The following is a 26,245-nucleotide window of genomic DNA, read 5'->3' as shown; positions in this document are numbered from 1 at the left end:
AGCCAAGAAAATACAAAATGAAGCAGGACCGCCGGTAATCGGCCACGGCAATACGTCCTCAAAAATGCAACGAGCTGGGGCCCGCACCCCAAGGTGCGGGCCCCAGCTACGCCGTACGCTTCAGCGTCAGGCGGGAACGATGTTCTCGGCCTGCGGGCCCTTCTGGCCCTGCGTGACGTCGAAGTTCACCTTCTGGCCCTCCTGCAGCTCGCGGAAGCCCTGGGCGGCGATGTTCGAGTAGTGGGCGAAGACGTCAGCGCCGCCGCCCTCCTGCTCGATGAAGCCGAAACCCTTTTCCGCGTTGAACCACTTCACGGTGCCAGTAGCCATGTCATATCTCCTTCGGGGCAGTGCCCGGTTCCGCACTGTGCGGAACCGGTGTCGCGCGATGATCGCCCCTCCGGAAAAAGCACCGGAAATATAAAAGTGCACCCGTCGACGCGAACGCCGACAAGAGCACTTGAAGTCTTTGGGAACCACAACTGCAACTGATATTCACCGTAGCACGACTTGGGGACGGGAGGGCGGCAAGTAATATCATTTCGCCCGGAATCCCTTAAACCCTCGTTGCATATCGCACTATTTTCTGTGCCGGCGGCCACAGATAGTCGCTCGGGCACATGGAGGGGCCCCGGTGCGTCCGGCACCGGGGCCTTAGGGGTTCAACACCATCTATCGGCGCTTGGCGCCGACTGTTGTTCTTCCGCATGTCCGCCGGGGAGGCCGGAGATGCGGGGTTCTTGGATGCCTAACCGGGGACCACCTTCCAATCCGGGGTCTGCGGTACCTGAGCGTCCTGGTTCCTCACTCAGGTGATCCTGATGGCGTCTGCTCCTCCCTTGCTGATCAATTCCGGTTTCACTGCCCTTCACGCGGTGCCGTTGCACCGCTGCGCGGTCGTCTCTGCCGCACTGTGCTGACTTCGTTGGCTACGTCAGAAACTCTAATCACCGAGAACCCGGATGTCTACCATCACCACGACAGATATTCGTGTGGCGAGCCCGGCGCCCTGCTCAGGGCAAGGAGGACAGCTCCTCGTCGCGGCCGGAGGCGTACGCCCAGATCATGTGGCGTACGAACGGCTTGGAGCCGGGACGGGTCAGCGCCATGGCCCGGGCCTCCAGCTGCTGGTCCCACTTGTTCCCGCGCTCCATGATCAGGCGCAGATGCTCCCGCTCCGAACCGACGGTGAACGTCTCCAGGAAGAGCGTCGGATCCGCCATGTCCTCGAAGAGCCACCACATTGACGCGCCCGTACGCCGACGCGACCTGCCCACATCGCGCATCGCCTCGATGAACGCCTCGGCGTTCTCCGGGTCCACCCGCCACTCGACGGTGACCAGAACCGGGCCCGCGTCCCGTCCCGGCATCGCGACATCGGGCACATCCGCCCAGACCTGGGCCGGGCCCACGTCGACCGGGCCGGACGGCATCGGAAGCGGCCGCATGCTCACCAACGTGGTCACCAGCAGGCCGATGCCCGACACCACGAACGCGGTGCCCACGCCCAGCCAGTCGGCGGCCATGCCCCATCCCACACCGCCGATCGCCTGGCCGCCCATGAAGACCAGCTGGTAGTAGGCGAGACCGCGGGTCCGCGCCCACGCGGGCAACAGCACCTGGGCGGAGGCGGAGAGCGTCGACAGGACCGCCACCCAGGCGAGGCCCGACACGATCAGGGCGGCGGCGACTCCGATCGGCGACGGCACCAGACCGATCACCGGCATCGTCGCCGCGTAGACCAGCATGGCGCCCGTCACCAGTGTGTTCGTCTTCAGGTGCGACCGGATCGACGGCAGCACGATCGCCCCCAGGACCGCCCCCAGACCCACACTGGCGAGCAGCAGACCGTAACCCCCGGCGTTGAGACCGAGCGGCCCCCTGGCGATCGTCGGCAGCAGTGCCCACAGACCTCCGGCGAAGATCATGAAGAGGCCCGAGCGGCCGATGACCGCCCCGAACAGCGGCGCGCTGCGGACGTAGCGGGCACCCGCCCGGATGGCATCGCGGATGTGCTCCGAGCCGAGCGGCCGGTGGGTCGCCGGACGCTTCCAGGCGTACAGCACCACCAGAACGCCGAGGAACGACAGCGCGTTGAGGGCGAACGTGGCCTCGGGTCCCACCGCGGCGATCATCGCGCCGCCGAGAGCGGGCCCCGCGGCCCGCGCGACATTGCCGTTCGCACTGTTGAGGAGGGCGGCCTGCGGGATCTCCTCACGGCTGACCAGCTCGGGCTGGATGGCCTGGAAGGAGGAGATGCAGAACGCCTCGCCCACTCCCATCAGCGCGGTCAGCCCGAGGAGCAGCCCCTGAGTCGCCTCACCGGCCGCCGTCACGCCGGCCAGCCCTGCCGCGCCGAGGAACATCAGAAACTGCCCGCCGAGCAGCAGTCTTCGTTGGTCGAGGATGTCCCCCAGCGCCCCGGCGGGAACCACCAGCAGGAAGACCGGCAATGTGGTGGCCGTCTGCACCAGGGCGACCTCGAACGCGCCGCCGCCGAGGTCGCCCATCAGCCACTGGGCTCCGACGGTCTGCATCCAGGTGCCCATGTTGGCCGCCAGTTGGGCGAGCCACAGGGCCCGGAACACCGGTCGGCGCATGGGTGCCCACGCCGAGGGTTCCGGGCCCCAGTCCTGGGCAGGTGACTGCTTCACCTGAACGCTCTCCTCATCGTCGGAGTCATGGAGCTGTCCACGCCCTATTCGATAAGGGATGTTATTGCCCGAAACGTCTCAGTTCGGTGCAGTTACGTCCGCGCCGTCGCCTCACGCCTCCAGTTGCGGCTCGGCGGTCGCGGTCGTGGCCGGGGTGGGGATCCTGGTGCCGATGCTCCGGTACCGGATGGGAAGGCCGGCCATCCGGTCGGGAGGCAGGCAGTTCTTGCCGTCGATGAGCAGGCGCGGCTCGGCGAGTCGCGAGGACAGCTGCTGCCAGTCCGCCTCGATGGCCTGCGGCCATTCGGTCAGCAGCACCACGGCGTGTGCGCCGCTGAGCGCGTCGGACAGGTCGGCGACGGTGTCCGCGGCCGGAAAGAGCCCGGTGACGGCCGCCGCGTCGGTGGCCGGATCCCAGACCCGTACATGCGCCGCCTCACCGAGAATCGCCGGGACGACGCTGCGGCTGGGAGCGGCCCGCAGATCGTCGCTCCAGGGCTCGTAGCGCACGCCGAGCACGGCGATCGTCGCGTCACGCAGGGCAACGCCGAGTTCGGCGCGCAGAATCTGCAGGGCCAGGCCCGCCTGCGCGTCGTTGACGGCGATCGTCGCTTGCAGCAGGGGAGCCGGTATACCCACACTGCTCGCCCAGTGGGCCAGGGCGGCCGTGTCCTTCGGCAGGCAGGAGTCGCCGTAGCCCAGGCCGGGCTGGAGGAAGGCGTGTCCGATGCGGGGGTCGTAGCCGACGCCCTGCAGGACGCGGTCGACGTCGACGTCGGGCCCGCAGCACATCCGGGCGATCTCGTTCGAGAAGCTGATCTTCATGGCGAGGAAGGTGTTGCTCGCGTATTTGATCATCTCGGCGCTGGTGGGGGTCGTGGCCACCCATGGACTGGCCACACCGGCGTACAGCTCCCGCAACGCCCGTAGGCTGTCGTCACTCCAGGTGCCGACGACGACCCGGGCAGGGACGGCCCAGTCCTCCAGGGCGCTGCCCTGATTGAGGAACTCGGGGTTGTACGCGTAACGCTCGCGCAGCCAGGGGTGCGCGTCGGCCAGTCTGCTGCTGGTGCCGGGCGGCACGGTGGACTTGAGCACCACCCGGGGCACGGGCAGCAGATTCCCGATCTCGTTCAGTACGGCGCTCACCTGGGACAGGTCCGCGGCCCCGTCGGGTCCGGGCGGCGTACCCACGGTGATCAGCACGATGTCGAAGGGCGTCCGCCGGTGGCTCTCCGCCAGCCCGCCGACGAACCGCAGCCTCCCGGTGGCCAGCGCGGCAGCCAGTTGCTGCGGCAGGCCGGGCTCGAATACCGGCGCCTGGCCGGCGTTCAGCATGCGCAGCCGGCCCGGGTCCTGCTCGACGCCGGTGACGCTGTGCCCCTGCAGGGCCAGCGCGACGGCACCCGTCAGTCCGACGTAACCCTGTCCGACGACTGCTACTCGCATCACCAACCACCTCCTCTTCGCGGCAGTGCACCGACAACCCTGACCGCCGCCCGGCGGCGCTGGTCAGGTAGAGGGCTGGGAAAACGCCTCGAAGCCCTGTGGAATTCGCCCGCGTCTCGCGTGGCAGGAAGCAACTCGGCAGACAAGTGCTGACGTCTGCTTCCCTCATAGCACCCCACCAGAGCCGTGATCGCATCCGGTGCGCGTCGCCCGCTGTTGCGCCGCCAAGCAGGCGGGATGCGGTACGGGCCGTCGGCGATCAGAGCCTCGCGGCGCGGCGGTGTCCAGGCGGATCTGGAGGATCCGTCCTCGACCGCCTGCCCCCTCCCGGGGGCAAGATAGGGACATGGGTGAGAGCGTGGTCTCCGCCGAGGCGGAGCGGCACCTTCGGCTGCTGGTGCTGCGGGCCGCCTGGCTGAACCAGGCGTTCGTGCACTGGCGCTACCGGCCCGCCGACGTTCAGGCGCTGCTTCCCGGCGGGCTGACGGCAGACACCTACGACGGTTCGGCCTGGGTCACCCTGTCGCCGTTCGTGATGGCTGATGTGCGCCCCGCTGGTGTGCCCCCTCCCGCTCCCGCCGTCGGCAGCTTCCTGGAGACGAATCTGCGGACGTACGTCCGAGGGCCCGGCGGGCGTCAGGCGCTGTGGTTCCTGACGATCGAGGTGTCCACCGCGGCCATGCTCGCCGCGAGGGCCATGGGGGCGCCGTACCACTCGGGCTCGCTGACGCTGCGGCAGGGCGACAGGACGTACTTCTACGCCGGTATGCGTCACGGCGGCGGAGCCTCGTACCGCCTGGCTGTACGACGCGGTGAACCGGTCACGGCGCCTTCGGAGCGCGACGTGTGGCTCACTACCCGGTGGCACGCCTTCACGCGCCGCGCCGGTCTGATCTGGGACACGCCCGTCGAGCACCAGCCGTGGCCCCTGCACACCGCAACGGTGGAGAACCTGGCGCAGTCGCTGACCACGGCAGTCGGTCTGCCCGCACCCACCGGCGAGCCCTTGGTGCACTTCTCGCCAGGCGTGACGCCGGTACGCATCGGGGTTTCCCGGCCGCGCCGGCGCGCAGCCCGTATCGCCCGCGACGTTACTGCGGTGCCCCCTGCATCGTGACCAGATCGGTGAGCGCCCGCACGCCGCCCTCGGCCAGGGCGCGGCGCTGCAGGTCCGCGGGGGTGCCCTGCTGCAGGAGCCGATGGACCAGGGAGGTCACCTCCCGTGCGTCTCCGGATTCCTCCAGAGCGGGTGCGATGTGATCCATGAGCCGGCAGAGCACATCGCCCGCGCTGCGCAGCTTGCCGTCGGGGTCCACCAGTGAACCGCTGATGCCGTCACGCGCCGCGTACCAGTTCGCGCCGTGCAGGAGTTCCGGCGCGCACACGGTCAGCGGCACGCCGGCCTTTTCGTCGCTGACGGCTGTCGCGACCAGAGCGCGGACGATTCCCGCGAACATGACGGCGTCATCGGCCCTCAGCTGCACGTCCATGCACCGCACCTCGACGGTGGGGTACTTGTCCGAGAGACGGGCCTGCCAGTAGATCTGACCGGGGTCGCTGATGATCCCGGCCGCCAGCAGCCCCTGGACCCGCCGCTCGTGGTCGGCCAGATCGGCGAAATGCGGCGGCGGCCCGCTGACCGGCCAGCGGCCGAAGATCACGGTGCGCCAGCTGGAGAACCCGGTGTCGTGGCCGTCCCACAGCGGCGAGTTCGCCGACATGGCCACCAGCACGGGCAACCACACCCTGATCCGGTTCAGGACAGCGACGCCCATCTCCGGATCGGACACGGCAGCGTGTACGTGCATGCCGTTGACCAGCTGCTCCGCGACCAGTTGCGGAGCCTGGGCCTGTATGGCGAGGTAGCGCGGGTGCCGGGTCACCGGGACCGGAGCCGACTCGCGGAACGGCGCCGTCGCACAGGTGGCGAGCCGGCATCCGAACTCTTCGGCCGCGGCGCCGAGCGCGTGGCGCAGGCGCAGCAGATGACCGCCGACCTCCTCAAGCTCGCCGCAGATCGGCGTGGCGATCTCGACCTGGGCCTGCAGCAGCTCACTCTGGATCTCCCGCCGGTCCACCACCGGCTCCAGGGCGGACGATCCCCGCACCTCTTCGGCCAGCGGCACCGGCAGGCACGTATCCGGGTCGAGAAGGAAGTACTCCTCCTCGACTCCCACAGTGATCACGCCGACCCCGGCTACCGGGCCGCGCCGGCGCGGGGGCTGCGGGTGAGCAGGACGCCGAGGGCGATCATGGCCAGGCCCAGCGCGAAGTGCAGCCAGTTGTCGGCCGTGTTGAGCGGTACGAAGTTGGCCGAGCTGTCGTGGTCGATGAACAGTCCGTACAGCCACAGCGCCAGGTAGATGACACCACCACCGATGAGGAAGTTACGGGCGGTGAGCGGGGCGCGGGCCATGGCCACGCCGACGATGCCGAACAGGAGGTGCACGATGTTGTGCAGTACTGACACCTGGAACAGGCCGAGCAGCTTGGCCTCTGAGTCGTGCTCGGCGAACTTCATCGTGTCGTAGTCGGTGGTGATCCCGGGGATGAAGCCGAGGACGCCGACCAGCAGGAAAACCACGCCGACCAGCAGCGCTGCCTGTTGCACAGGGGTCCGGGCGATTGACGCCGTACGGTGCTGAGCGCTCATTACCGCACTTCTTTCTCCTGAGGGCAGCCCACCGGGCCGCCCGATCGGTCCCAGTACTGAGCAGCATGTACCCAGCACTTTCGCGGTTAGCCGGTCCGCTCGATCGGGCGCTCTTCTGCCGGTGCCGGGCCGCTCACCAGCGGGCGCGGGCATGCCTGACACCATCACGATGACCGTGAGTGTCGGGGAAGTATCCGCACCGACGGGCCAACGGCTACCGCGACTTCGACGAGTTGAGCATAATCCGCCCGGCCACGGTCCGCTATCCGGCGAAAATGAGCCGCTCCCGACAGTCAGCCGACCAGACACTCAGCCTCGGTCGTCTATTTCTGCCCCCCCTGCGGGACGCCCTGGGCCACGTCCGGCTGCCCGGCGTCCGGCAGGCCCGGGCCCTGCCCCGAGGCCGACGCCTCAGGGGCAGGGCAACGAGTCGTGCCTCAGGTGCGGTTGACCCGCTCCGCCTGCGGCCCCTTGGGCCCCTGGGTAATGTCGAACTGGACCTTGTCGCCCTCCTGGAGCTCCTTGAAGCCGGAGCCCTCGATCGCGGAGTAGTGGACGAACACGTCCGGGCCGCCGCCGTCCTGCTCGATGAAGCCGAAGCCCTTGTCGGCGTTGAACCACTTCACAGTGCCTGTTGCCATCAGTTCAATCCCTATCCCATGCCGCGGCGCGGCCCACGCCGCGCCGGCCGCAGCCCCGTCGTGACTCCGGTTCCTGAACCATGCCATCCGCAGTCGGCTCCGTCGGTGAACTCACCGCTCACCGCAGCGGCGCGTCGTCAGGTGTGGACGATGCTGTTGTGCCCGTCCTGGTCGTCGGCGTGGCCGTCGTTGAACCAGTAGTCGCCGTGCGCGAGGTAGCGGAAGCCGTAGCGCTGTTCCTTGGGGAGCGTGACGGTGACGGAACGCGTGCCGTCGGGCCGTTCGGTGAAGGGGTGGGCTCCCGGCTGCCAGTCGTTGAAGTCGCCGACTACGCTGACCTGCCCGCAGGCTTGGCCTGCCGGGATGACGAAGGTGATCTCGGTGTGCTTCTTACGTCGGCTGCGCTCCAGCATCGCTGAACCTTTCCTCGGGGGAGTGACTCAGGATCCCCACCCCATAGCCCTTCGAGCACGTCTTGTTGCGCCGACGGCGCCGCCCGTCGCCCGTATGGACGCACGCGGGCGCCGCGTCAGGTGACGGCCGCGCCCTGCCGGAGCAGCATCGCGACACCGACCGCCGCGACGATGATCGCCGCGAGGAACGGCAGCCTCGGGCGCCGGCGGCCCAGCAGTGCGCCGCCGACCGCCAGGAGGAGAGCCACGGACACAGCGGCCGCCTCGGCGCTCCCGGCAGGCCCCGGTCGGGCGAACGCCGGCAGCGCGGTGGCCGTAACGAGCGGCACCGGCAGCACCAGGCGCGCCCGGGCGGGGCCCAGTCGCTGGGGCCAGCCGAGCACGCCGGTGGCCAGGTCGTCGCCGATGTCCGGGAGCACGTTCGCCAGGTGCGCGCCGACGCCGAGCAGTGCCGCCGAGACGACGATCCACCAGGGCGGCCAAGGGCGCCCCTCCAGCCCCAGCGAGACGAAGGAGGGAAGCGCCGCGAACCCGACGGCGTACGGCAGCCAGGACAGTGCGGTCGCCTTCAGGCCGAAGTTGTACGCCCAGGCCGCGGCGACCCCGACGAGGTGGACCGTACCGGCGAGTGGTCCGTACGCGAGGGACAGCGGTACGCACAGGGCCACGGCGGTGAACGCCGCCCCGCGTACGGCGGTGACGCCGACCGAGCCGGCGACCACGGGTTTGGTACGCCGCCCGACGGCGCGGTCACGCGCGGCGTCGACGGCGTCGTTGCTCCAGCCGACGGACAGCTGTCCCGTGAGCACCGCGGCGGCCACCAGCAGGCACCCGGCCGCATCCTGCCCGCAGGCCACCGCCAGCGCGGTCATCAGGAGAGTGACCGCGACGGTGGGGACCGGGTGGCATGCCCTCAGAAGCCCGCTCGCCGAGAGCGGGCGACGCCTCACTGCGACAACGTCAGCGTCCACGCGCCCATGCTAGGCAGCCGCGCGCAACCGCCGCCGGACGAGCGACATGGCGTGTGGCGTCGGTGAGCGCGGGAACTCATTGCAAGGTCCCCCGCAGGTCCTCCACACTTCCCCCACCCCCGACTCGGACCCCAGATGACCCGGATCGCAGCTGTTCACGGAGCTCTCGCTCCGCACCGGCACGCCCAACGCGAGATCACGGACATGGTCGCCGGGGTGTGTCTGCCCGAGGGAAGTGACCGCCGGGTTCTTGACCGGCTCCATGACAGCGCGAAGGTGCGCACCCGCCATACGGCTCTGCCCCTCGACGCGTACGCGGGGCTCCGCGATTTCGGCGCGGTCAACGACGCTTTCATCGAGGGGGCGGTGAGCCTCGGCGCCGAGACCCTGGGCGCGGCGCTCGACACCGCGGGGCTCTCTCCGCGCGACGTCGACCTCCTGATGTTCACGTCGGTGACCGGCATCGCCGCGCCTTCGGTGGACGCGCGTCTCGTGGGGCCGCTCGGGCTGCGCCGGGACATCAAGCGCGTCCCCGTCTTCGGCCTGGGCTGCGTCGCGGGCGCGTCCGGCATCGCGCGCCTGCACGACTACCTGCTGGGCCGTCCCGACGACGTGGCCGTCCTGCTGTCCGTGGAGCTGTGCTCGCTCACGTTCCAGCGCAGCGACGCCTCACAGGCCAATCTCATCGCCACCGCGCTGTTCGGGGACGGCGCCGCGGCCGTGGTCGCGTGCGGGGCCCGCCGGTCGGCGGGCGCGGAGGGACCGGCTGTGGTGGCCACGCGCAGTCATCTCTACCCGGACAGCGAGCATGTGCTGGGGTGGGACATCACCGGCTCGGGCTTCCGCGTCGTACTCGACGCCAGTGTCTCTGACGTCGTACGCAAGAACCTCGCAGCGGAGGTCGACGATTTCCTGATCGATCATGGTCTTCGCCGGGAGGACATCACCGCCTGGGTGTGTCATCCCGGCGGGCCGAAGGTGCTCGAAGCGGTCGAGGACGCGCTCGAACTGCCCCCCGGCGCACTGGACGTCACCTGGAGGTCCCTGGCGGCCGTGGGCAACCTCTCGTCGGCCTCGGTGCTCCACGTCCTGCGCGACACCCTCGCGGAGCGCCGCCCGCCCGCGGGCACCGCCGGACTGCTGCTCGCCATGGGGCCGGGATTCTGCTCCGAACTCGTCCTGCTCCGCTGGTAGTCGGGAGGGAGAGGAATTCATGCTCTGGTACGCCTTGCTGGTCCTGGCGGTCGGTGTGGAACGCGTCGCCGAACTCGTCGTGGCCCGCCGCAACGGACGGTGGAGCCTGGCCCGCGGCGCCGTCGAGGCCGGGCAGCGGCACTATCCGGTGATGGTCGTCCTGCACACCGGGCTGCTGGTCGGCTGCGTGACGGAAGTCCGGTGGGCGGGGCGGCCGTTCGAGCCGGTGCTGGGCTGGTCCATGGTCGCTGTCGTGGTCGCCGCGCAGGCACTGCGCTGGTGGTGCGTCCGCACGCTGGGGCCGCGGTGGAACACCCGGGTACTGGTCGTGCCGGGCCTGCCCCTGGTGGCGGGCGGACCGTACCGGTGGCTGAGTCACCCCAACTACGTCGCGGTGGTCGCCGAAGGGCTGGCCCTGCCCCTGGTGCACGGCGCCTGGCTGACCGCCCTGCTCTTCACCACCCTCAACGCGGCGCTACTCACCGTCCGCATCCGCTGCGAGAACGAGGCGCTCGGACTCGCTCCGGGGCGCACGGCCGGCAGCGGCGCGGGGGCGGGACTGTGATCGACCTGCTGGTGGCGGGCGGCGGGCCGGCCGGGCTGGCCACCGCCATCCACGCGGCGTCGGCCGGTATGGAGGCCGTGGTGATCGAACCGCGCGGCACGCCGGTGGACAAGGCGTGTGGTGAGGGGATCATGCCCGGTGGCGTGCGGGCCCTGGAGGGGCTGGGCGTACGGGTCGGCGGTCACGCATTGCGCGGTATCCGCTACGTCGACGGGCTGCACCGGGCGCAGGCACTCTTCAGCGACGGCTCGGGCCTCGGTGTACGGCGTACGGAGCTGCACGCGGCGCTGGCCCGGCGGGCCGCCGAAGTCGGCGTCGTCGTCCTCAGCGGCCGAGTCGGTGAGGTGCGGCAGAGCGCGGACGCGGTGAGCGCCGGGGGGCTGCGAGCGCGCTGGCTGGCGGCCGCGGACGGCCTGCACTCGCCGCTGCGCCGCTCGCTCGGCCTGGATCTGCCCAGCCGCCGGCCTCGGCGGTTCGGGCTGCGGCAGCATTTCCGGGTCAGTCCGTGGACGGACTTCGTCGAGGTGCACTGGTCCGTCTTCGGCGAGGCGTACGTGACACCGGTCGGCGACGGCCTGGTCGGCGTCGCCGTGCTGAGTACGGCGAGGTGCGGCTTCGGCGCGCACCTGGCCCACTTCCCGCGGCTGTGCCGGCTCCTGGACGGGCCCGCCGCCGGCCCGGTGCGGGGCGCGGGCCCGTTGCGCCAGCGGGCTCGCCGTCGTACCGCCGGCCGGGTGGTGCTCGTGGGCGACGCGGCGGGCTACACCGACGCGCTCACCGGTGAGGGCGTCGCGCTCGCGCTGGCATCGGCCGAAGCGGCTGTGCGGTGCCTGAGGGCCGGACGGCCGCAGGCGTACGAGCGGTATTGGCGGCGGCTGTCCCTGCGGCACCGCCTGCTGACCGAAGGTCTCGTACGGCTGAGCGGTCACGCGGCCGTCGCCCGCCTGGTCGTGCCGGCGGCGGCCAGGATGCCTTCGGTCTTCTCAGCGGCCGTCCGCGCGCTCCAGTGACGCCGGTGGCGGACGCGCCGTAAAGCAGCCGGCTGACCGCGCTGGGCGGGCCGTTCATCCCAGGGTCAGCAGGATGACGGCGGCAGCCGCGCTCACCAGGCCCGCCACCTGTGCACGGGTGACCTTCTCGCGCAGAACCGCGAGTCCGAGCGAGAGCCGCCCCTGCCCCCACCAGGCCAGCCTGGGCCGCCGGCTTCGGGGACTGCCGGAACTCGGATGCGTGCCGCCGGGCACTCGGCAGCAGGAGCACCACCGCGGCGAGGCGGCCGGCGGCCACCGGCCACAGCCCGCTCACCGGGTCCGCCTGGGCGAGCCCGATGTACTGCACGGCCACCCCCAAGCTGGCGATCAGGCCGTCCAGCGACGCCTGCCCGGCCTGTGTCCGGCCGCCTTCGTCGCGGCGAGTGCCGATCCCGCCGCCGGAGACGAGCCACAGGGCCGGCACGGTGACGCAGACACTCCGGTGACCGCGCTCACCGGGATCACGATGCTCATGGCGCCGCGGCTCAGACCGCGGTTGAGGAACTGCATGGCCAGGCCGCTTCCGGCGCCGGACAGCGCGCCCCACATCACATCCGTGGACCGGACCGCTTCCGCAAGAGCGGCCGCGAGCGCGAGGAGAGCACCCATCCGGTCAAGGTGCCCCGGTGCGGGTGGACCGATGCCATTGGCCCGGGATGCGGATCGGGGCGGGCGGGGGTGCCATGGATGCAGAAGGAGGTGGCGGCTGCCATGGCGCGTCCGGTGTGGAGTGGTGCTCTGACGTTCGGTTTGGTGTCCCTGCCCGTACAGATGTTCACCGCGACGGACAGCCACACTGTCCACTTCCATCAGCTGCAGCGCGGAACGTCGGACCGCGTCCGCAACAAGCGGGTCAACGAACGCACGGGCGACGAGGTCCCGCTGGACGAGATCGTCAAGGGCTACGACGCGGGGGACGAGTACGTACTCATCGAGCCGGGCGAGCTGGAGGACATCGCTCCGGGCCGCTCCCAGGCGGTGGAGATCAGCGGGTTCGTGGACCTCGAGCAGGTCAAGCCGATCTTCTTCGACAAGACGTACTACCTGGCTCCGAAGGGCAAGGAGTACGCCAAGATCTACGCCCTGCTGGAGAGGGCTCTGGCCCAGGCGGACAAGGCCGGGATCGCCACGTTCGTCATGCGAAATCGTCAGTACCTGGTCGCCGTGAAGGCCGAGGGCGGCCTGTTGACGCTGCACACCCTGCACTGGGCCGATGAGATCCGCAATCCGCGCGAGGAGATCGGCAGCCTGCCCGAGAACGCCGACGTCACGAGCCGCGAGCTGAAGATGGCCGAGCAGCTCATCGAGACGCTCAGCATGGAGTGGAAGCCCGAGGAGTTCCACGACACCTTCCAGGAGCAGGTGACGAAGCTGATCGAGGCCAAGCGCACCGGCGAGTCGGTCGAGAAGGCGGAGCCCCCGGCGCAGGCCACGAACGTGGTTGACCTCATGGAGGCGCTGCGGGCCAGCGTCGACCAGGCCAGGGGCCCCGAGGACCGGGGCAAGGGCAAGGGCAAGTCGGCCGCCGGCGACGCTGCCGTCGCCCAGATCAAGGACGCCGCCGACAAACGCCGGGCCGACGGTGCGGCGAAGCCCAAGCCCAAGCCCAAGGCCGAGAAGAAGGCCTCGTCGCTCGATTCTCTGACCAAGGCGGAGCTCTACCAGCGCGCCACGGATGCCGATGTGCCCGGCCGTTCCTCCATGACGCGCGAAGAGCTCATCAAGGCCCTCAGCGGCAAACGAGGGCGGCGCAAGGCCCAGGCCTCCTAGTCAGCGGCATCCGTCGGGCGGTACCTCTCGCGGGCCTCTGCGTTCGCGGCATTAAGACCCTGGCGCGGGGCAGAGGGTAAGAAACCGCAACGCGGAGAGGCAGTCGTCGTGCGTAGTGTCGGAGTGGAGGAGGAGCTCCTCCTGGTGGATGCGCGGACCGGCGAGCCGCGGGCGCTGTCGACAGCGGTACTGGCAGCCGTGTCCCGGGAGGGCGGCGGTGAGCCCCCGGTCTTCGAGGCGGAGCTGCAACGGCAGATGCTGGAGCTCGCCACCCGGCCGAAAACCGCGATGGGAGATCTCGCGGAGGAGATCGTCCGCTGGCGGGCCGAGGCCGCGCGCCACGCGCACGACCTGGGCGCGGCCGTTGCCGCGCTGGCGACGTCTCCGCTGCCGGTCAGTCCGGCCGTCGGAAACGGCGAGCGCTACCGGTGGCTGGAGGAGCAGTTCGGACTGACCACCCAGGAGCAGCTGACGTGCGGGTGCCATGTCCATGTGTCGGTGGACTCCGACGACGAGGGTGTCGCCGTCCTGGACCGGATCCGGCCGTGGCTGTCCGTGCTGCTCGCGATGAGCGCGAACTCCCCCTTCTGGCAGGGCAAGGACACCGGGTACAGCAGTTATCGCAGCCGGGTCTGGGGCCGGTGGCCGTCGTCAGGCCCGGTGGAGATCTTCGGCAGCGCCGACCGGTACCACGAGCAGGTCAGTGCCATGCTGGCCACGGGGGCGCTGCGGGACGAGGGAATGGTGTACTTCGACGCCCGGCTCTCGCGCCACTACCCCACCGTCGAGGTACGGGTCGCCGACGTCTGTCTGGATCCCTCCACGACCGTGCTCCTGGCCACGCTGGTCCGCGGCCTGGTCGAGACGGCGGCCCGCCAATGGCGGGCCGGCGAGCCGCCCGCACGGCATGCCCTGGTGCTGCTGCGGCTGGCCGCGTGGCGAGCCGGGCGGTCGGGACTGGAGGCGGAGCTGATCCATCCGGTCACGATGCGTCCCGCACCGGCCGAAGCGGTGGTGCGGGCGCTGTTCGGTCATGTCCGGGACGCGCTGGAGGACAGCGGTGACGTCGGTCCCGCTCAGGAACGTCTCGCGGCGCTTCTGAAAGGCGGGAACGGCGCGCTGGTCCAGCGCGATCTGCTGCACCGCAACGGTGGCCTGCGGGATGTGGTCACCGAGTGCGTACGCAGGACCCAGGGCTAGCCCCGGGCACGGAGCGGATGGTCAGCCCGGTCACGGGTGGTCGGCGCGCTGGTCCGGCGGCGTCCCGCCGCCCTCTCCGCCACCCTTGTTTCCCTTGTCGGTCCCGTGGGCCTGCTTGCTGCCGCGCTTCCCCGCCTGGTCGGCCTGCGACGCCTTGAGTTCGGCGCTGTCCTGCGAGGTGGCGCCGCCCTTGTCGCTGCGCCGCTGTTCAGGCTGCTGCGGATTCGACATTCCGATCCCTGCTCTCTGATCGAGGCGTACCTTCCCACTGCGCGTTCCCACGCAAAACGGAGGCAATGCATCCGAACGGGGCCGAATGTGAGAGCGCCGGCCGACGAGTGGCGTCGGCCGGCGCGCTCAGGGTCACAGGCTCAGGGAGCAGGAGGCGATCAGAGGACGCCGGACTCGGAGATGGTGACCTTGGCCTTCGGCGTGCCGCTGGACGTGCCGAAGCTCTCGATCTTCTTGACGAGGTCCATGCTGGCCTGGTCGGCCACCTCGCCGAACACGACGTGCTTGCCGTCCAGCCACGGCGTCACCACGGTGGTGACGAAGAACTGGGAGCCGTTGGTGTTCTTGCCGGCGTTGGCCATCGACAGCAGGCCCGGCTTGTTGTGCGTGAGCTTGAAGTTCTCGTCCGCGAACTTCTCGCCGTAGATGCTCTTGCCGCCCGTGCCGTCGCCCCTGGTGAAGTCGCCGCCCTGGAGCATGAAGGCCGGAATGATGCGGTGGAAGGAGGAGCCGGCGTAGCCGAAGCCCTTCTCGCCCGTGGCCAGCGCGCGGAAGTTCTCCACCGTCTTGGGAACCACGTCGTCGTACAGGTTGAAGGTGATGCGCCCCTCGGGCTTGTCGTTGATGGTGATGTCGAAGTAAGCCTTGATCGTCATGGTTCTATCCTGACATCCCGGACGACATCTCGTGCATCCGGCATCCCGTGGAGCGTTTCCGGCCACCCCAGCGAGGCTTCTGACATATGCCAGAAGCACCACCGTATCGAGTGTTGCCAAATCCCTTACGGGCCTTTCCCGGCTGTGCCACAGTCGTATCTGGTCCATCCATCAGACCTGGCCTGGCCGCGCCTGTATCGGAGTACGACATGCCGTCCCATCTGTTCGCGGACCGTCCTGCGCCACAGCCTCCCGAGCGGGGCTCCGGCGGCGAGGTCGTCGACGCACTGATTTCGCAGACCCGTCGGCTGCGTGTCGATGTGGCCGCGGTGCGCCGGGACGCGGTCGCGGTGGACGACGAGGACCCGCACGGGCGCTGGCAGCGAGCTCTCTGCGACCTGGCGGTCCATCAACTCGACGATCTGGGCGCCCACTTGGGGCAGCTCAAGGCCGGGTTGCCCGCCGAACCCGAGCAGGCCCCCGCCGGCCCGCCCCCGGCCCCCGCGAGCGGCACGTCGTTACTCAGCCGGGTCGGCAGCGCCGAGTGGAACCTGCTGACCGACGAGGCGAACTGGTCCGACGAGCTGTACGAGATCTTCGGCCGTCCGCCCGAGAGCGGGCCGCTGACCCTGGACGAGCTGCCGTCCATGCTGTTCGCCGAGGACCAGGGCTTCCTTGCCTCGATGGTCACGGACTGCCTGGTCGACGGGAAGCCGATCGACGGCGAGTTCCGCATCGTGCGCACCGACGGCGTCGTACGGACCCTTCACATGATGGGCGAGCCGGTGCTCGACTCCGACGGCTGCACCGCCTCGATGTGGGCGGTACTGCGCGACGTCAGCGAGCTGCGCCGCAGCCAGCGTGTCGTACGCGAGACCCGTGACTCGCTCCAGCAGCAACAGCACATCGCGCGGACCGAGCACCGGATCGCCGTCGAACTGCAGGAATCCGTGCTGCCGCCGCGGCGCGGTGCCCTGCGGCTCCCGCACGGCGGGCCCGCCGCGCTCGATCTCGCCGCCCACTACCTGCCGTCCGCGTCGAGCGCGATGATCGGCGGGGACTGGTACGACGCCCTGGAACTGCCGGACGGCCAGACGCTGCTGACCGTCGGCGACCTGACCGGCCACGGGGTCGCCGCCACCTCCGGCATGGCCATGCTGGTCGGCGCGCTGCGCGGGATGGCCGTGGCCGGCATCGCACCCGGAGCGCTCATGGGGCATCTCAACCAGCTGCTGGAAGCCTCGACCCAGCCCGCGCTCGGCAGCGCGATGTGCTGCCGTTACGACCCGGTCGGCCGGCTTCTCACCTGGGCGCAGGCGGGTCACCCCGCCCCGCTGCTGTTCCGCGACGGGACGGGGCGCTCGCTGACGCCGCCCCAGGGCGTGCTGCTCGGGGCGACGTCCGGTGCCGTGTACGAGCAGGCCGAAGTGCAGCTTCGCCCCGGCGACCTGCTGGTCCTGCACACCGACGGGATCTCGCGCCGCAGCGCCACCGACGATGCGGGCCCCTCCAGGCTGCTGGACCTCGCGCCGCGCTTCGCCGAGGCCCGCAGCGCGCAGGAGTGCGTGCGGCTGACCGTGGAGGAGTTCGGCGAGGCGGAGCGTCGACACGACGCGTGCCTGCTGATCGCCCGGATCGCCGCATAGGCGTGGTGGTAGTAGTTGGGCGTAGTTGGCGGTGTTGGCCGTAGTTGTCGTACGGGGCTGCCGGTCTAGATGCTGGTGCTCCTGTTCGTCTTCTTCACCGGCAGTGCCAGCTGGATCTCCTCGCGGAGGTCCTCGATCTTCGGGTAGCCCGCGTACTCACCGGTGAGCCGGTACATCTGGCGCAGCCGGTCCCACGTGCGGTGCGAGGAGGTCTCCCCCATCGACACCAGCGCGAGGCGTGCGTACCGGTCGGCCTGTTCCGGGTCGTCCGCGATGAAGCACGCGGAGGCCAGCGAGAGGTAGTCGAAGATCTTCGACCGCTGCCTGCCGCCCGCCCGCAGATCGAGCGCCTGCTTGGCGTGCCGCTGTGCCGTGATCGCCGCCGAGGGATCGTGCTCGGCGAGCGTACGGAAGGCGAGGGCCTGCATCCCGTGCATGTCCGCCTCGTCGAACATCTGCATCCAGCTCGGCGGCGGGACATCGCCCTTGTCCGATACGAACAGTTCCTCCGCCTCCCCCAGCGTGCGCCGCATGGCCTGGCCGCGGCCCAGGGCTGCCTGAGCCCAGGCTTCGATGGTGTGCAGCATGGCGCGGGTGCGCGGCAGCATCTGGTCGCCGGATCCGGACTTGGCGAGCTTCATCAGGTCGAGGGCGTCGTCGGGCTTTCCGAGGTGCACCATCTGGCGGGCCGCCCGGGAGAGGGCCTCGCCCGCGCGGGGGCGGTCGCCGCCCTCACGGGCCGCGTGGGCGGCGATGACGAAGTACTTCTGGGCGGTGGGTTCGAGGCCGACGTCGTGCGACATCCAGCCGGCGAGAACCGCCAGGTTGGCGGCGACTCCCCACAGCCGCCGCTGGAGGTGGTCGGGGTGATGGTAGGCGAGCATGCCGCCCACTTCGTTGAGCTGGCCCACTACCGCCTTGCGCTGGAGCCCGCCGCCACGGGCGGCGTCCCAGGCGCGGAACACTTCGACGGAACGCTCGAGCTCTTCGATCTCCTGCGACCCGATGGGGGCGGCCTCATAGCGGTCGTACCCAGCGGGGTCGGCGTGCAGGGGATCGTCGAGGCGTGGAGCGTCGGCCGTCAGAGCGGGGTCGGTGTGCATCCAGTCGTGCATGGCGCTGCTGAGTACGGAGCCTGTGGCGAGCGCGGCGCCCGCGCCCACCAAGCCGCGTCGGTTGAGCATGAGGTCCATTCCCGTGAATTCGGTGAGGACCGCTGCCGTCCGTTCGGGCGCCCACGGAAGACCGTCGGGATTCTCTGCGTTCCTGACGTCTCGCCGTTTTCCCGTGCGCCCGTGCCGGTCGAACCCGAGGTCCTCGATGGTCACGACACGGCCGAGTCGCTCGGTGAACAGAGCTGCCAGCACTTTGGGCACGGGATCGCGTGGGGCTTCCCCCATGTCGATCCAGCGTCGTACGCGCGAGGTGTCGGTCGCCAGCTGCGGATGGCCCATGGCCGCCGCCTGCCGGTTCACCAGTCTCGCGAGTTCGCCCTTGGACCAGCCGGCGAGGCCGAACAGGTCTGCCAGGCGGGTGTTGGGTTCTCCGGTCACGTCAAGCCCCCAGGTTCTCGGCTGATTTCGACAGTAGCCCCGTGTCAGATGCGTCGGGGATATTCGCCAGGCTTCGCCAGGGTCCGCCACATGGTGTGCCACCCGCAGGCGGGTGTCAGGTAAGAAAGCGCCACCCCGTTCCGGCGACCGGCCGGTACTCCCCAGGGTGTTGCCCGGTTGCCGGGGCGGGTGGCGCACGTAACTCGTCGGCGCGCGAAGGGATCTGTCCCATGTACACAGCATCGTCCTCCGTGTCCGCCCCGCCTCGGCCGTACCGTCCAGTGGCGACGGGCAGCGGACCGTATCTCGACCCCAACCACGCCGGCGGAGCGTCACTCGGCGCGGGCCGGGCCCGGCGCGCGGCGGCGGGGCTGGGCACTCAACCGCTCAGCGGGAGACTCGACTTGTCCGGCCCTCAGGGCGCGCAGCTGAGGATGGCGATCGCCTCGGTGCACCGGATCTGCCCGGAGTTCAATCCGGTTCAGGTACTGCGCCGCAGCGGACGATCCGTACTGCTCGTCGGCACCACAGGCCGCACGACCGCGGTCGCGAAGTGCTTACTGGACCACTCCCCCGCGTGGGCGGAGCGGTTCCGGCACGAAATAGCTGCCTACCGCGCGTTCGTCCGGCACCGTCCACCGGTGCGCGCGCCACGGCTGATCGCCGCGGATCCGGACAACTGCACTCTGGTGATCGAGCGGATGCCGGGCCGGGTCGCGGCTCTCACGCGGCATCCGGCCGAGGCTCCGCCGCGTGCCGATCTGCGAGCGGTCCTCGGTGCGATCACGCGGGTCAACTCGTGGCGGCCGCCACCCGGAACGTTCGACGCGCCGCTCGACTACGCGTCGCGGATCTCCCGGTACCACGCACTGGGTCTGCTCACGGACCGGGATCTGGGTGATCTGCAGAAGCTGCTGCACGGGGTCGCGCACGCGGCCGGCGGGCGGCAGAGCATGGGGCAGTTCTGTCACGGTGACGCGCTGCTCTCCAACATCCTGCTGTCGCCGGCCGGGCCCGTCCTGGTCGACTGGGAGCACGCGGGCTGGTACCTGCCGGGGTACGACCTGGCGACGCTGTGGGCGGTGCTGGGCGATGCTCCCGTGGCGCGGCGGCAGATCAGCCAGCTGGCGCAAGCGCCGGGCACCGCGGCGCGGGACGCGTTCCTGGTGAATCTGATGCTCGTACTGACGCGGGAGATCCGTACGTACGAGACCGCTGTCCAGCGCACCATGCGCGAGGCCGCTCCGGTGAGCGGAGCGGCGGGGCAGGCGCCGGCGGGTGCGATTCCGACCGGCGAGGAGCAGCGGTTGTTGCTGCGGCGGCTGCACGACGACTGTGCGATGGCCCGGCGGGCCGTGCGCGCGGCGGTCGGCACTCGCTGAACGCAGAGGGGGACCGTACTGGCCCACCCGGTGATCTCAGCCGGGTGGGCCAGTGGATTTGTGTGTGCGGCGCTTCACCAGAGGCTCAGGGGCTCTGGAATTCGACAGCGTCCCGGCCGAGGTGGACCGGGCGCCGGCACGGGCGGCGTCCTGAGCGCGGGGGCGGCGTGACGCGGTGGTGGGGCGGCCGGCGGCACAATGGCGGCGTGTCACCCGTCTGCGGTGCCGGAGCGCGGGTATCGGGCCTGAGGGGGGAAGGCTCGCACTGCCCGACCGGGAAGGAAAGTCACGATGAGCACGGACGGCAACGCCGCGTACGGGAAGAGGACCTTCACGCGGTCGAAGAGCCACTTCGCGGACCGCGTCACCGCCGACGGCAGGGACGGCTGGCCCGTCGAGGCCGGCCGCTACCGGCTCGTGGTGAGCCGCGCCTGTCCCTGGGCGAGCCGCGCGGTGATCTCACGGCGGCTGCTGGGCCTGGAGGACGCCATCTCGATGGCCGTCGCCGATCCGATCCAGGACGACCGCAGCTGGCGGTTCACTCTCGACCCCGGGGACCGCGACCCCGTACTCGGCATCCGGTACCTGAGTGAGGCCTACGACGCCCGGGAGACGGACTATCCGGGTGGGGTCAGCGTGCCGGCGATCGTGGACGTACCCAGCGGGAAGCTGGTCACCAACGACTACCAGCGGATCACTCTTGATTTCGCGACCGAGTGGAAGGCGCTGCACCGGCCCGATGCGCCCGATCTCTATCCGGAGCCGCTGCGCGGGGAGATCGACGAGGTCATGGAAGGCGTCTACCGGGACGTCAACAACGGGGTGTACCGGGCGGGCTTCGCGACGAAGCAGGAGGAGTACGAGCATGCCTGCCGGGACGTGTTCCGGCGGCTCGAACTGGTGTCGCGGCGGCTCGCGGACCGCCGGTATCTCGTCGGGGACAGCATCACGGAGGCGGACATCCGGCTCTTCACGACGCTGGTGCGCTTCGACGCGGTCTACCACGGCCACTTCAAGTGCAATCAGTGGAAGCTGGCCGAGGAGCCTGTGCTGTGGGCGTACGCGCGGGATCTTTTCCAGACGCCCGGGTTCGGGGACACGGTCGACTTCGACCACATCAAGCAGCACTACTACCGGGTGCACACGGGCATCAATCCGACCGGGATCGTGCCGCTGGGGCCGAAGCTCCCGGGATGGCTGAGCCCGCACCACCGGGAGGCGCTGGGCGGTCGGCCGTTCGGGGACGGTACGCCGCCGGGGCCGGTGCGGGTGGCCGAGCGGGTGCCGGGGGTGGGGCGGCCGTAGCCGCACTGGGACTCCGCTCCTCAAACGCCGCTCCTCAAACGCCGGAGGGGCTGGACAGTGCGGCCGAATCCAGCCCGTCCGCCGTACCCGGACGTGCGCGCCGGTGAGCGCCGGGTGAAGCTGGACACCCCTGCTGCCCGGGTATGTACGAGAGGTGCCGATGGATCCCGTCGAGGCTCTGGAACGGATAGCGTTCCTGCTGGAACGGTCCCAGGCACCCACCTACCGCGTACGCGCGTTCCGCACCGCCGCCGCCACCGTCGCCGCCCTCCCCGAGGGGGAGGCGGAAAGCCGAGCGGCCGCGGGATCGCTCGAAACCCTCAAAGGCCTCGGGCCCAAGACCGGGCAGGTGGTGCGCGAGGCGCTGGCCGGCGGGATGCCCGCCTACCTGAAGCGGCTGGAGGAGGAGAGCGCGGGGCCGCGGACCGAGGGCGGCGAGCACCTGCGCGCGCTGCTGCGCGGCGACTGCCATCTGCACTCCGACTGGTCGGACGGCGGAAGCCCCATCGAGGAGATGGGACGTACCGCAGCGGCGCTGGGGCACGAGTGGGCGGTCCTCACCGACCACTCCCCCACCCTGACGGTCGCAAGCGGGCTGTCTCCCGCGCGGCTGCGCGAGCAGCTGGAAGTAGTGGCCGGGCTCAATGAGCGCTGGGCGCCGTTCCGGCTGCTCACCGGCATCGAGTGCGACATCCTCCTCGACGGCTCGCTCGACCAGGAACCGGAGCTGCTGGACCAGCTCGACATCGTGGTCGTGTCCGTGCACTCCAAACTGCGGATGGACGCCGCCGCCATGACCCGCCGTATGGTCGCCGCCGTCAGCAACCCGCACGCGGACATCCTCGGTCACTGCACCGGCCGGCTGCTCACCGGCCGCGGGCGGCCCGAGTCGCAGTTCGACGCGGACGAGGTCTTCGCCGCCTGCGCCGCGTCCGGGACGGCGGTGGAGATCAACAGCCGGCCCGAGCGGCTGGATCCGCCCCGGCGGCTGCTGCGCCAAGCGGTCGACGCGGGTGTGCTGTTCTCCGTCGACACCGACGCGCACGCGCCCGGACAGCTCGACTGGCAGATCTACGGGTGCGCCAGGGCCGAGGAGTGCGGGGTGCCTCCCGAGCGTGTGGTGAACACGTGGGCCATGGACGACCTGCTGACATGGGCCCGTACGCGCGACGTGCCGTCGTCCGGTGCCTGAACCGCCCCGCGCGCGGGCAGACGGTGAGCGTGCGAGAGAGTGTGCCCTACGCGAGCCGCCCGGAGGTCTGATGAGTACCGAAGCCTGGATCCTGCTCGCCGTCGCCGTGTTCCTGGTGGTGGCGACGCTCGCCGTGGCGGTATTCGTGCTCGTACGGCTGGTCCGGGCCCGCCGTGGTCTGCGAGCGGCGGGAGTTGTGGAAGATCGCCCCTGGGTCTTCTGGGCCGCTGTCGCCTACCTCGTCCTGCCGACGGATCTCCTGCCCGATCCGATGTACCTCGACGACATCGGCGTGCTGCTGCTCGCTCTGAAGTCGGTGCGCGCCGGCCGCGACGCGGGGGCCTGAACGCGGTTATTGGTTCACACCACTGACGCGCCGCAGGCCCGTACGCCGTCGCTGCGAAACTCCGCCGCACCAGGCTGACGTGCGAAATCGGCTGCTGCCCAGGCTCATTGACGGATCGTCCGGGACCCGATACCCCTGTAGTCGAGTCCCAGCCCGCAGGCCCTTCGCGTACCACTCGTCCCTGGAGGCCGCATTGCAAGGATCCGTCACGTCACGGTCCACGCGCGTCGCACGTAGACGTGCCTGGCGGGCGGGGGGCTTCGTGGCGTCCGCCGCGCTCGTTCTGCCGCTCCTGTCGGCCGGCCCTTCCGCCACCGCGGAGCAGCCCGCGTCCGGCGCGTTGCAGCGGGACTTCGCCGCTGCCGCCGCGCAGTACGGGGTGCCGCAGAGCGTGTTGCTCGGCGTGTCGTACTTACAGTCCCGCTGGGACGCGCACGCCGGCGCGCCGAGTGTGACCGGCGGCTACGGCCCGATGCACCTCACCGACGCCGGGGCCGCGCTCCGAGCCGCACGCGAAGAAGCGCCGCACCACACGGACTCCGGGGAGGACCCGCGCGGTGACGACGCGCGCGCGGTGCGCACGGGTGGTGAGGTCGAGCTGCCGGAGGCGTCCGAACTCCCCGCCCGGCTCAAGACCTTGGAGCGGGCCGCCGCCCTCACCGGGCTGCCGGACGCGGAGCTGCGGCAGAGCCCCGCCGCTAACATCCGGGGCGGGGCGGCGCTGCTGGCCGCCGCGCAGAAGCAGCTCGGGCAGCCGCTCAGCGCGGATCCGGCCGACTGGTACGGGGCGGTCGCCCGCTTCTCGGGGGCCGACGACACGGCGACCGCGACGACGTACGCCAATGATGTGTACGACGTGATCGGAGCGGGCGAGCGGCGTACGACCGACAGCGGTCAGCAGGTCGCGCTGGTCGGCGACCCGGGGCTCGTACCCGACCGTACACAGGTCGCGGTTCTTGGACTGCGGACCGCCGACACCGGGCTCAGCGAGTGTCCGAAGACGGTGGCGTGCGAGTGGATTCCCGCGCCGTACGAGGAGTTCGGGGACGGCGACTACGGCAACCACGACAAGAGCGACCGGCCCAGGAGCCAGGGCATCGACTACATCGTCGTCCACGACACCGAGGCCACCTGGGACACGACGCTGGGGCTGGTCCAGAACCCGCAGTACGTGTCCTGGCAGTACTCGCTGCGTTCGTCGGACGGGCACATCGCGCAGCACGTGCCGCTCAAGGACGTGGCCTGGCACGCGGGCAACTGGTACGTCAACGCCAAGTCCGTGGGCCTGGAGCACGAGGGTTTTCTGACCTCGCCGGACGCCTGGTACACCGAGGCGATGTACCGCACGTCGGCGCGGCTGGTGAAGTACCTGGCGAAGCGGTACGGCATCCCGCTCGACCGGCAGCACATCCTGGGCCACGACAACGTCCCGGGAACGACCACCGCGAACATCCGCGGGATGCACACCGACCCCGGTCCGTACTGGGACTGGGCGCACTACTTCAAGCTGCTCGGCCGGCCCTTCACACCGTCGGCGGGTCCGAACAGCGGTGTGGTGACCATCCGGCCTCAGTACGCCAGGCACCAGCCCCTCTACACCGGTTGTGTGAAGGCCGGCCAGCCGTGTGCCCCGCACGGCTCGGGCGCCGTCCGGCTGCACACCGCGCCCGCCGCCGACGCTCCGCTGGTGAAGGACATCGGCCTGCGGCCCGGCGGCCAGGACTCGACGACCGGCGTCAATGACACCGGCGCCCGCGCGTCGACCGGTCAGCAGTACGCCGTCGCCGAGCGCAGGGGTGACTGGACCGCGATCTGGTATCTGGGGCAGCGGGCGTGGTTCCACAATCCGGGCACGCAGCCGACCGCCGTGAATTCCCGCGGTCTGCTGCTGACGCCGAAGGACGGGGCCGCCGACGTGCCCGTGTACGGGCGGGCCTACCCGGAGGCGGCGGCGTACGCGGGGACGTCCGTACCGGTGCAGGCGGTGTCGCCACTGCCGTACAAGCTGCTCGCGGGCCAGCGCTATGTGGTGGGCGACCGCGCACCGGGCGAGTACTTCTTCGCTCCGACGTTCGAAACCGCGGGGCATCGGGTGATACGCGGCAGGGAGGCGTACTACGAGATCCAGTTCGGGCACCGGGTGGCCTATGTGAAGGCATCTGACGTGCGCGTACTCGCCTCGTAGCGGGTCGCGGAAGGAACAGGGGCGCCATCGGCCACGAGGGGCGGTGGCGCCCCTTTGTGTGACTAATTGGCGTGGCGAGTGGGGGACAGGGGCGATGGGTAGGGCTGGGCGGAATTGACCGGTCCGCGCCCACGGTGGGCTCGCGGACGTCCTGGAAAGGCCGGACGTACATGGCACAGCAGCCCTTCACCCTGCCGGACTTCTACGTTCCGTATCCGGCGCGGCTCAATCCCCATGTCGACGAGGCCCGTCGGCACACGAGGGAGTGGGCACGCCGGATGGAGATGCTGGAGGGCTCCGGCATCTGGGAGGAGCGCGACCTGGAAGCCCATGACTACGCGCTGCTCTGTGCGTACACCCATCCCGACTGCTCGTCCGAAGTGCTGGCGCTGGTCACCGACTGGTACGTGTGGGTCTTCTTCTTCGACGACCACTTCCTGGAGACCTTCAAGCGGACCCTGGACCGAGAGGGCGGGAAGCGCTACCTCGACCGGCTGCCGGCCTTCATGCCGATGGATCTGGCGGACGGTACGCCGGAGCCGGAGAATCCGGTCGAGGCGGGGCTCGCGGACCTGTGGGCGCGGACCGTGCCCAGCATGACGGGCGCGTGGCGGGAACGGTTCGCCGAGTCGACCAGGAATCTGCTCAACGAATCCCTGTGGGAACTCTCCAACATGGACGAGGGGCGGATCGCCAACCCCGTCGAGTACATCGAGATGCGCCGGAAGGTCGGCGGCGCTCCCTGGTCGGCGGGGATCGTCGAGTTCGCGTCAAACGCCGAGGTCCCCGCCCCGGTGGCCCACTCGCGGGCACTCGGCGTGCTGCGCGACGCCTTCTCGGACGCCGTACACCTGCGCAACGACCTCTTCTCGTACCAGCGCGAGGTCGAGGACGAGCGCGAGAACAGCAATGGTGTGCTGGTGCTTGAGCATTTTCTGGGCTGTACGACGCAGGAGGCGGCCGAGGCCGTCAACGATCTGCTGACGTCGCGGCTCCAGCAGTTCGAGAACACCGCGCTCACCGAAGTCGGGCCGCTCTGCGCCGAGAAGGGCCTGAGCCCCGCCGAGACCGCCGCCGTACTGGCGTACGCGAAGGGGCTGCAGGACTGGCAGTCGGGCGGGCATCCCCGAAGTATTCCAACTGCCTGTACTACGACGTGTCCTCAATTGACGAGGGCGAGCCGTGGAGCGGAGTGCACTGCAAGTTCG

Annotated in this window: 24 protein-coding genes and 1 pseudogene; 13 read left to right on the top strand and 12 right to left on the bottom strand. The window is 70.3% G+C overall.

The genetic code is table 11. The features are described from left to right. Positions 1–126 precede the first annotated feature (126 nt). The 3 genes from ABZX79_RS22830 to ABZX79_RS22820 all read right to left on the bottom strand — a co-directional run bounded on the left by ABZX79_RS22830 (position 127) and on the right by ABZX79_RS22820 (position 4,103). The gene (locus ABZX79_RS22830; RefSeq protein ID WP_006604711.1) at positions 127–330 is read right to left on the bottom strand and encodes a cold-shock protein; all 204 of its coding nucleotides are present in this window, start codon (positions 328–330) and stop codon (positions 127–129) included. Between the two features lie 683 nt (positions 331–1,013). Then, on the bottom strand, positions 1,014–2,654 hold the full coding sequence (locus ABZX79_RS22825) for an MFS transporter (RefSeq protein ID WP_355260591.1): 1,641 nt from the start codon (positions 2,652–2,654) through the stop codon (positions 1,014–1,016). A 111-nt stretch (positions 2,655–2,765) separates the two neighbouring features. Continuing rightward, on the bottom strand, positions 2,766–4,103 hold the full coding sequence (locus ABZX79_RS22820) for a UDP-glucose/GDP-mannose dehydrogenase family protein (RefSeq protein WP_355260588.1): 1,338 nt from the start codon (positions 4,101–4,103) through the stop codon (positions 2,766–2,768). A 346-nt stretch (positions 4,104–4,449) separates the two neighbouring features. On the opposite strand from ABZX79_RS22820, the gene ABZX79_RS22815 reads away from it, so the two are divergent. Then, entirely contained in the window at positions 4,450–5,220 is a 771-nt protein-coding gene (locus tag ABZX79_RS22815; protein ID WP_355260585.1) for a DUF2071 domain-containing protein, read from the top strand. Here ABZX79_RS22815 and ABZX79_RS22810 read toward each other — a convergent pair. The 5 genes from ABZX79_RS22810 to ABZX79_RS22790 form a co-directional block, all read right to left on the bottom strand. Next, on the bottom strand, positions 5,195–6,289 hold the full coding sequence (locus ABZX79_RS22810) for a glutamate--cysteine ligase (RefSeq protein WP_355260583.1): 1,095 nt from the start codon (positions 6,287–6,289) through the stop codon (positions 5,195–5,197). The genes ABZX79_RS22815 and ABZX79_RS22810 overlap by 26 nt on opposite strands. A gap of 11 nt (positions 6,290–6,300) precedes the next feature. Next, on the bottom strand, positions 6,301–6,756 hold the full coding sequence (locus ABZX79_RS22805) for a DUF4383 domain-containing protein (protein WP_355260581.1): 456 nt from the start codon (positions 6,754–6,756) through the stop codon (positions 6,301–6,303). A 437-nt stretch (positions 6,757–7,193) separates the two neighbouring features. Next, positions 7,194–7,397: a cold-shock protein gene (locus ABZX79_RS22800; protein WP_355260578.1), complete on the bottom strand. Its 204-nt coding sequence runs from the start codon at positions 7,395–7,397 to the stop codon at positions 7,194–7,196. A 137-nt stretch (positions 7,398–7,534) separates the two neighbouring features. After that, positions 7,535–7,810: an isoamylase early set domain-containing protein gene (locus tag ABZX79_RS22795; RefSeq protein WP_215133213.1), complete on the bottom strand. Its 276-nt coding sequence runs from the start codon at positions 7,808–7,810 to the stop codon at positions 7,535–7,537. Positions 7,811–7,926: 116 nt separating this feature from the next. Then, positions 7,927–8,781 carry a UbiA family prenyltransferase gene (locus tag ABZX79_RS22790; protein WP_355260575.1) on the bottom strand — a complete coding sequence of 285 codons (855 nt, stop codon included), beginning with the start codon at positions 8,779–8,781 and terminating at the stop codon, positions 7,927–7,929. Between the two features lie 135 nt (positions 8,782–8,916). Between ABZX79_RS22790 and ABZX79_RS22785 the strand changes: the two genes are divergently transcribed. Genes ABZX79_RS22785 through ABZX79_RS22775 form a run of 3 tightly spaced genes read left to right on the top strand, consistent with a single transcriptional unit; the run spans position 8,917 to position 11,550 of the window. Next, the gene (locus ABZX79_RS22785) at positions 8,917–9,975 is read left to right on the top strand and encodes a 3-oxoacyl-[acyl-carrier-protein] synthase III C-terminal domain-containing protein (RefSeq protein ID WP_355260572.1); all 1,059 of its coding nucleotides are present in this window, start codon (positions 8,917–8,919) and stop codon (positions 9,973–9,975) included. A gap of 19 nt (positions 9,976–9,994) precedes the next feature. After that, positions 9,995–10,540: an isoprenylcysteine carboxyl methyltransferase family protein gene (locus ABZX79_RS22780; protein WP_355260569.1), complete on the top strand. Its 546-nt coding sequence runs from the start codon at positions 9,995–9,997 to the stop codon at positions 10,538–10,540. Next, positions 10,537–11,550, top strand: a complete 1,014-nt coding sequence (locus ABZX79_RS22775) for an NAD(P)/FAD-dependent oxidoreductase (protein WP_355260566.1) — start codon at positions 10,537–10,539, stop codon at positions 11,548–11,550. The genes ABZX79_RS22780 and ABZX79_RS22775 overlap by 4 nt, the downstream gene beginning before the upstream one ends. A 348-nt stretch (positions 11,551–11,898) precedes the next feature. Here the strand turns inward: ABZX79_RS22775 and ABZX79_RS22770 are convergent, their stop codons facing one another. Beyond that, positions 11,899–12,180, bottom strand: a complete 282-nt coding sequence (locus tag ABZX79_RS22770) for a hypothetical protein (protein WP_355260563.1) — start codon at positions 12,178–12,180, stop codon at positions 11,899–11,901. 78 nt (positions 12,181–12,258) lie between these two features. On the opposite strand from ABZX79_RS22770, the gene ABZX79_RS22765 reads away from it, so the two are divergent. Together ABZX79_RS22765 and ABZX79_RS22760 are read left to right on the top strand one after the other, a co-directional pair. Next, positions 12,259–13,341, top strand: a complete 1,083-nt coding sequence (locus ABZX79_RS22765) for a Ku protein (RefSeq protein ID WP_355260560.1) — start codon at positions 12,259–12,261, stop codon at positions 13,339–13,341. Between the two features lie 108 nt (positions 13,342–13,449). Next, positions 13,450–14,541 carry a glutamate--cysteine ligase gene (locus tag ABZX79_RS22760; protein ID WP_355260557.1) on the top strand — a complete coding sequence of 364 codons (1,092 nt, stop codon included), beginning with the start codon at positions 13,450–13,452 and terminating at the stop codon, positions 14,539–14,541. A 30-nt stretch (positions 14,542–14,571) separates the two neighbouring features. Here the strand turns inward: ABZX79_RS22760 and ABZX79_RS22755 are convergent, their stop codons facing one another. Both ABZX79_RS22755 and ABZX79_RS22750 read right to left on the bottom strand, forming a co-directional pair. Beyond that, positions 14,572–14,772 carry a hypothetical protein gene (locus tag ABZX79_RS22755; RefSeq protein WP_215133207.1) on the bottom strand — a complete coding sequence of 67 codons (201 nt, stop codon included), beginning with the start codon at positions 14,770–14,772 and terminating at the stop codon, positions 14,572–14,574. Positions 14,773–14,930: 158 nt separating this feature from the next. Further along, positions 14,931–15,428 (bottom strand): peptidylprolyl isomerase, encoded by a 498-nt coding sequence (locus tag ABZX79_RS22750; RefSeq protein WP_355260554.1) that lies wholly within the window; start codon positions 15,426–15,428, stop codon positions 14,931–14,933. 209 nt (positions 15,429–15,637) lie between these two features. Here ABZX79_RS22750 and ABZX79_RS22745 point away from each other — a divergent pair, with 209 nt between their 5' ends. Further along, positions 15,638–17,074 (top strand): SpoIIE family protein phosphatase, encoded by a 1,437-nt coding sequence (locus tag ABZX79_RS22745; protein WP_355260551.1) that lies wholly within the window; start codon positions 15,638–15,640, stop codon positions 17,072–17,074. Positions 17,075–17,139: 65 nt separating this feature from the next. On the opposite strand, the gene ABZX79_RS22740 is transcribed toward ABZX79_RS22745, so the two are convergent. Next, a complete protein-coding gene (locus ABZX79_RS22740; RefSeq protein WP_355260548.1) occupies positions 17,140–18,627 on the bottom strand; it encodes a hypothetical protein in 1,488 nt (495 codons plus the stop codon). Positions 18,628–18,857: 230 nt separating this feature from the next. On the opposite strand from ABZX79_RS22740, the gene ABZX79_RS22735 reads away from it, so the two are divergent. From ABZX79_RS22735 to cyc2, 6 genes and pseudogenes are all read left to right on the top strand, one after another. After that, the gene (locus ABZX79_RS22735) at positions 18,858–20,009 is read left to right on the top strand and encodes an aminoglycoside phosphotransferase family protein (RefSeq protein ID WP_355260545.1); all 1,152 of its coding nucleotides are present in this window, start codon (positions 18,858–18,860) and stop codon (positions 20,007–20,009) included. Positions 20,010–20,300: 291 nt separating this feature from the next. Next, a complete protein-coding gene (locus ABZX79_RS22730) occupies positions 20,301–21,314 on the top strand; it encodes a glutathione S-transferase C-terminal domain-containing protein (RefSeq protein WP_355260543.1) in 1,014 nt (337 codons plus the stop codon). 160 nt (positions 21,315–21,474) lie between these two features. Further along, complete coding sequence (locus ABZX79_RS22725; protein ID WP_355260540.1) at positions 21,475–22,506, top strand: PHP domain-containing protein; 1,032 nt, start codon at positions 21,475–21,477, stop codon at positions 22,504–22,506. A gap of 70 nt (positions 22,507–22,576) precedes the next feature. Next, positions 22,577–22,852 (top strand): hypothetical protein, encoded by a 276-nt coding sequence (locus ABZX79_RS22720; RefSeq protein WP_355260537.1) that lies wholly within the window; start codon positions 22,577–22,579, stop codon positions 22,850–22,852. Positions 22,853–23,114: 262 nt separating this feature from the next. Next, positions 23,115–25,037: an N-acetylmuramoyl-L-alanine amidase gene (locus ABZX79_RS22715; RefSeq protein WP_355260534.1), complete on the top strand. Its 1,923-nt coding sequence runs from the start codon at positions 23,115–23,117 to the stop codon at positions 25,035–25,037. Positions 25,038–25,207: 170 nt separating this feature from the next. Beyond that, positions 25,208–26,245 (top strand): annotated as a pseudogene (gene cyc2, locus ABZX79_RS22710) (germacradienol/geosmin synthase Cyc2); the annotation flags it as partial.

The organism is Streptomyces sp. NPDC002994, from assembly GCF_040611155.1.
Lineage (GTDB): Bacteria > Actinomycetota > Actinomycetes > Streptomycetales > Streptomycetaceae > Streptomyces.
Note: the sequence above shows the minus strand (reverse complement) of the source record. Positions and strands in the feature narration are given on the sequence as shown.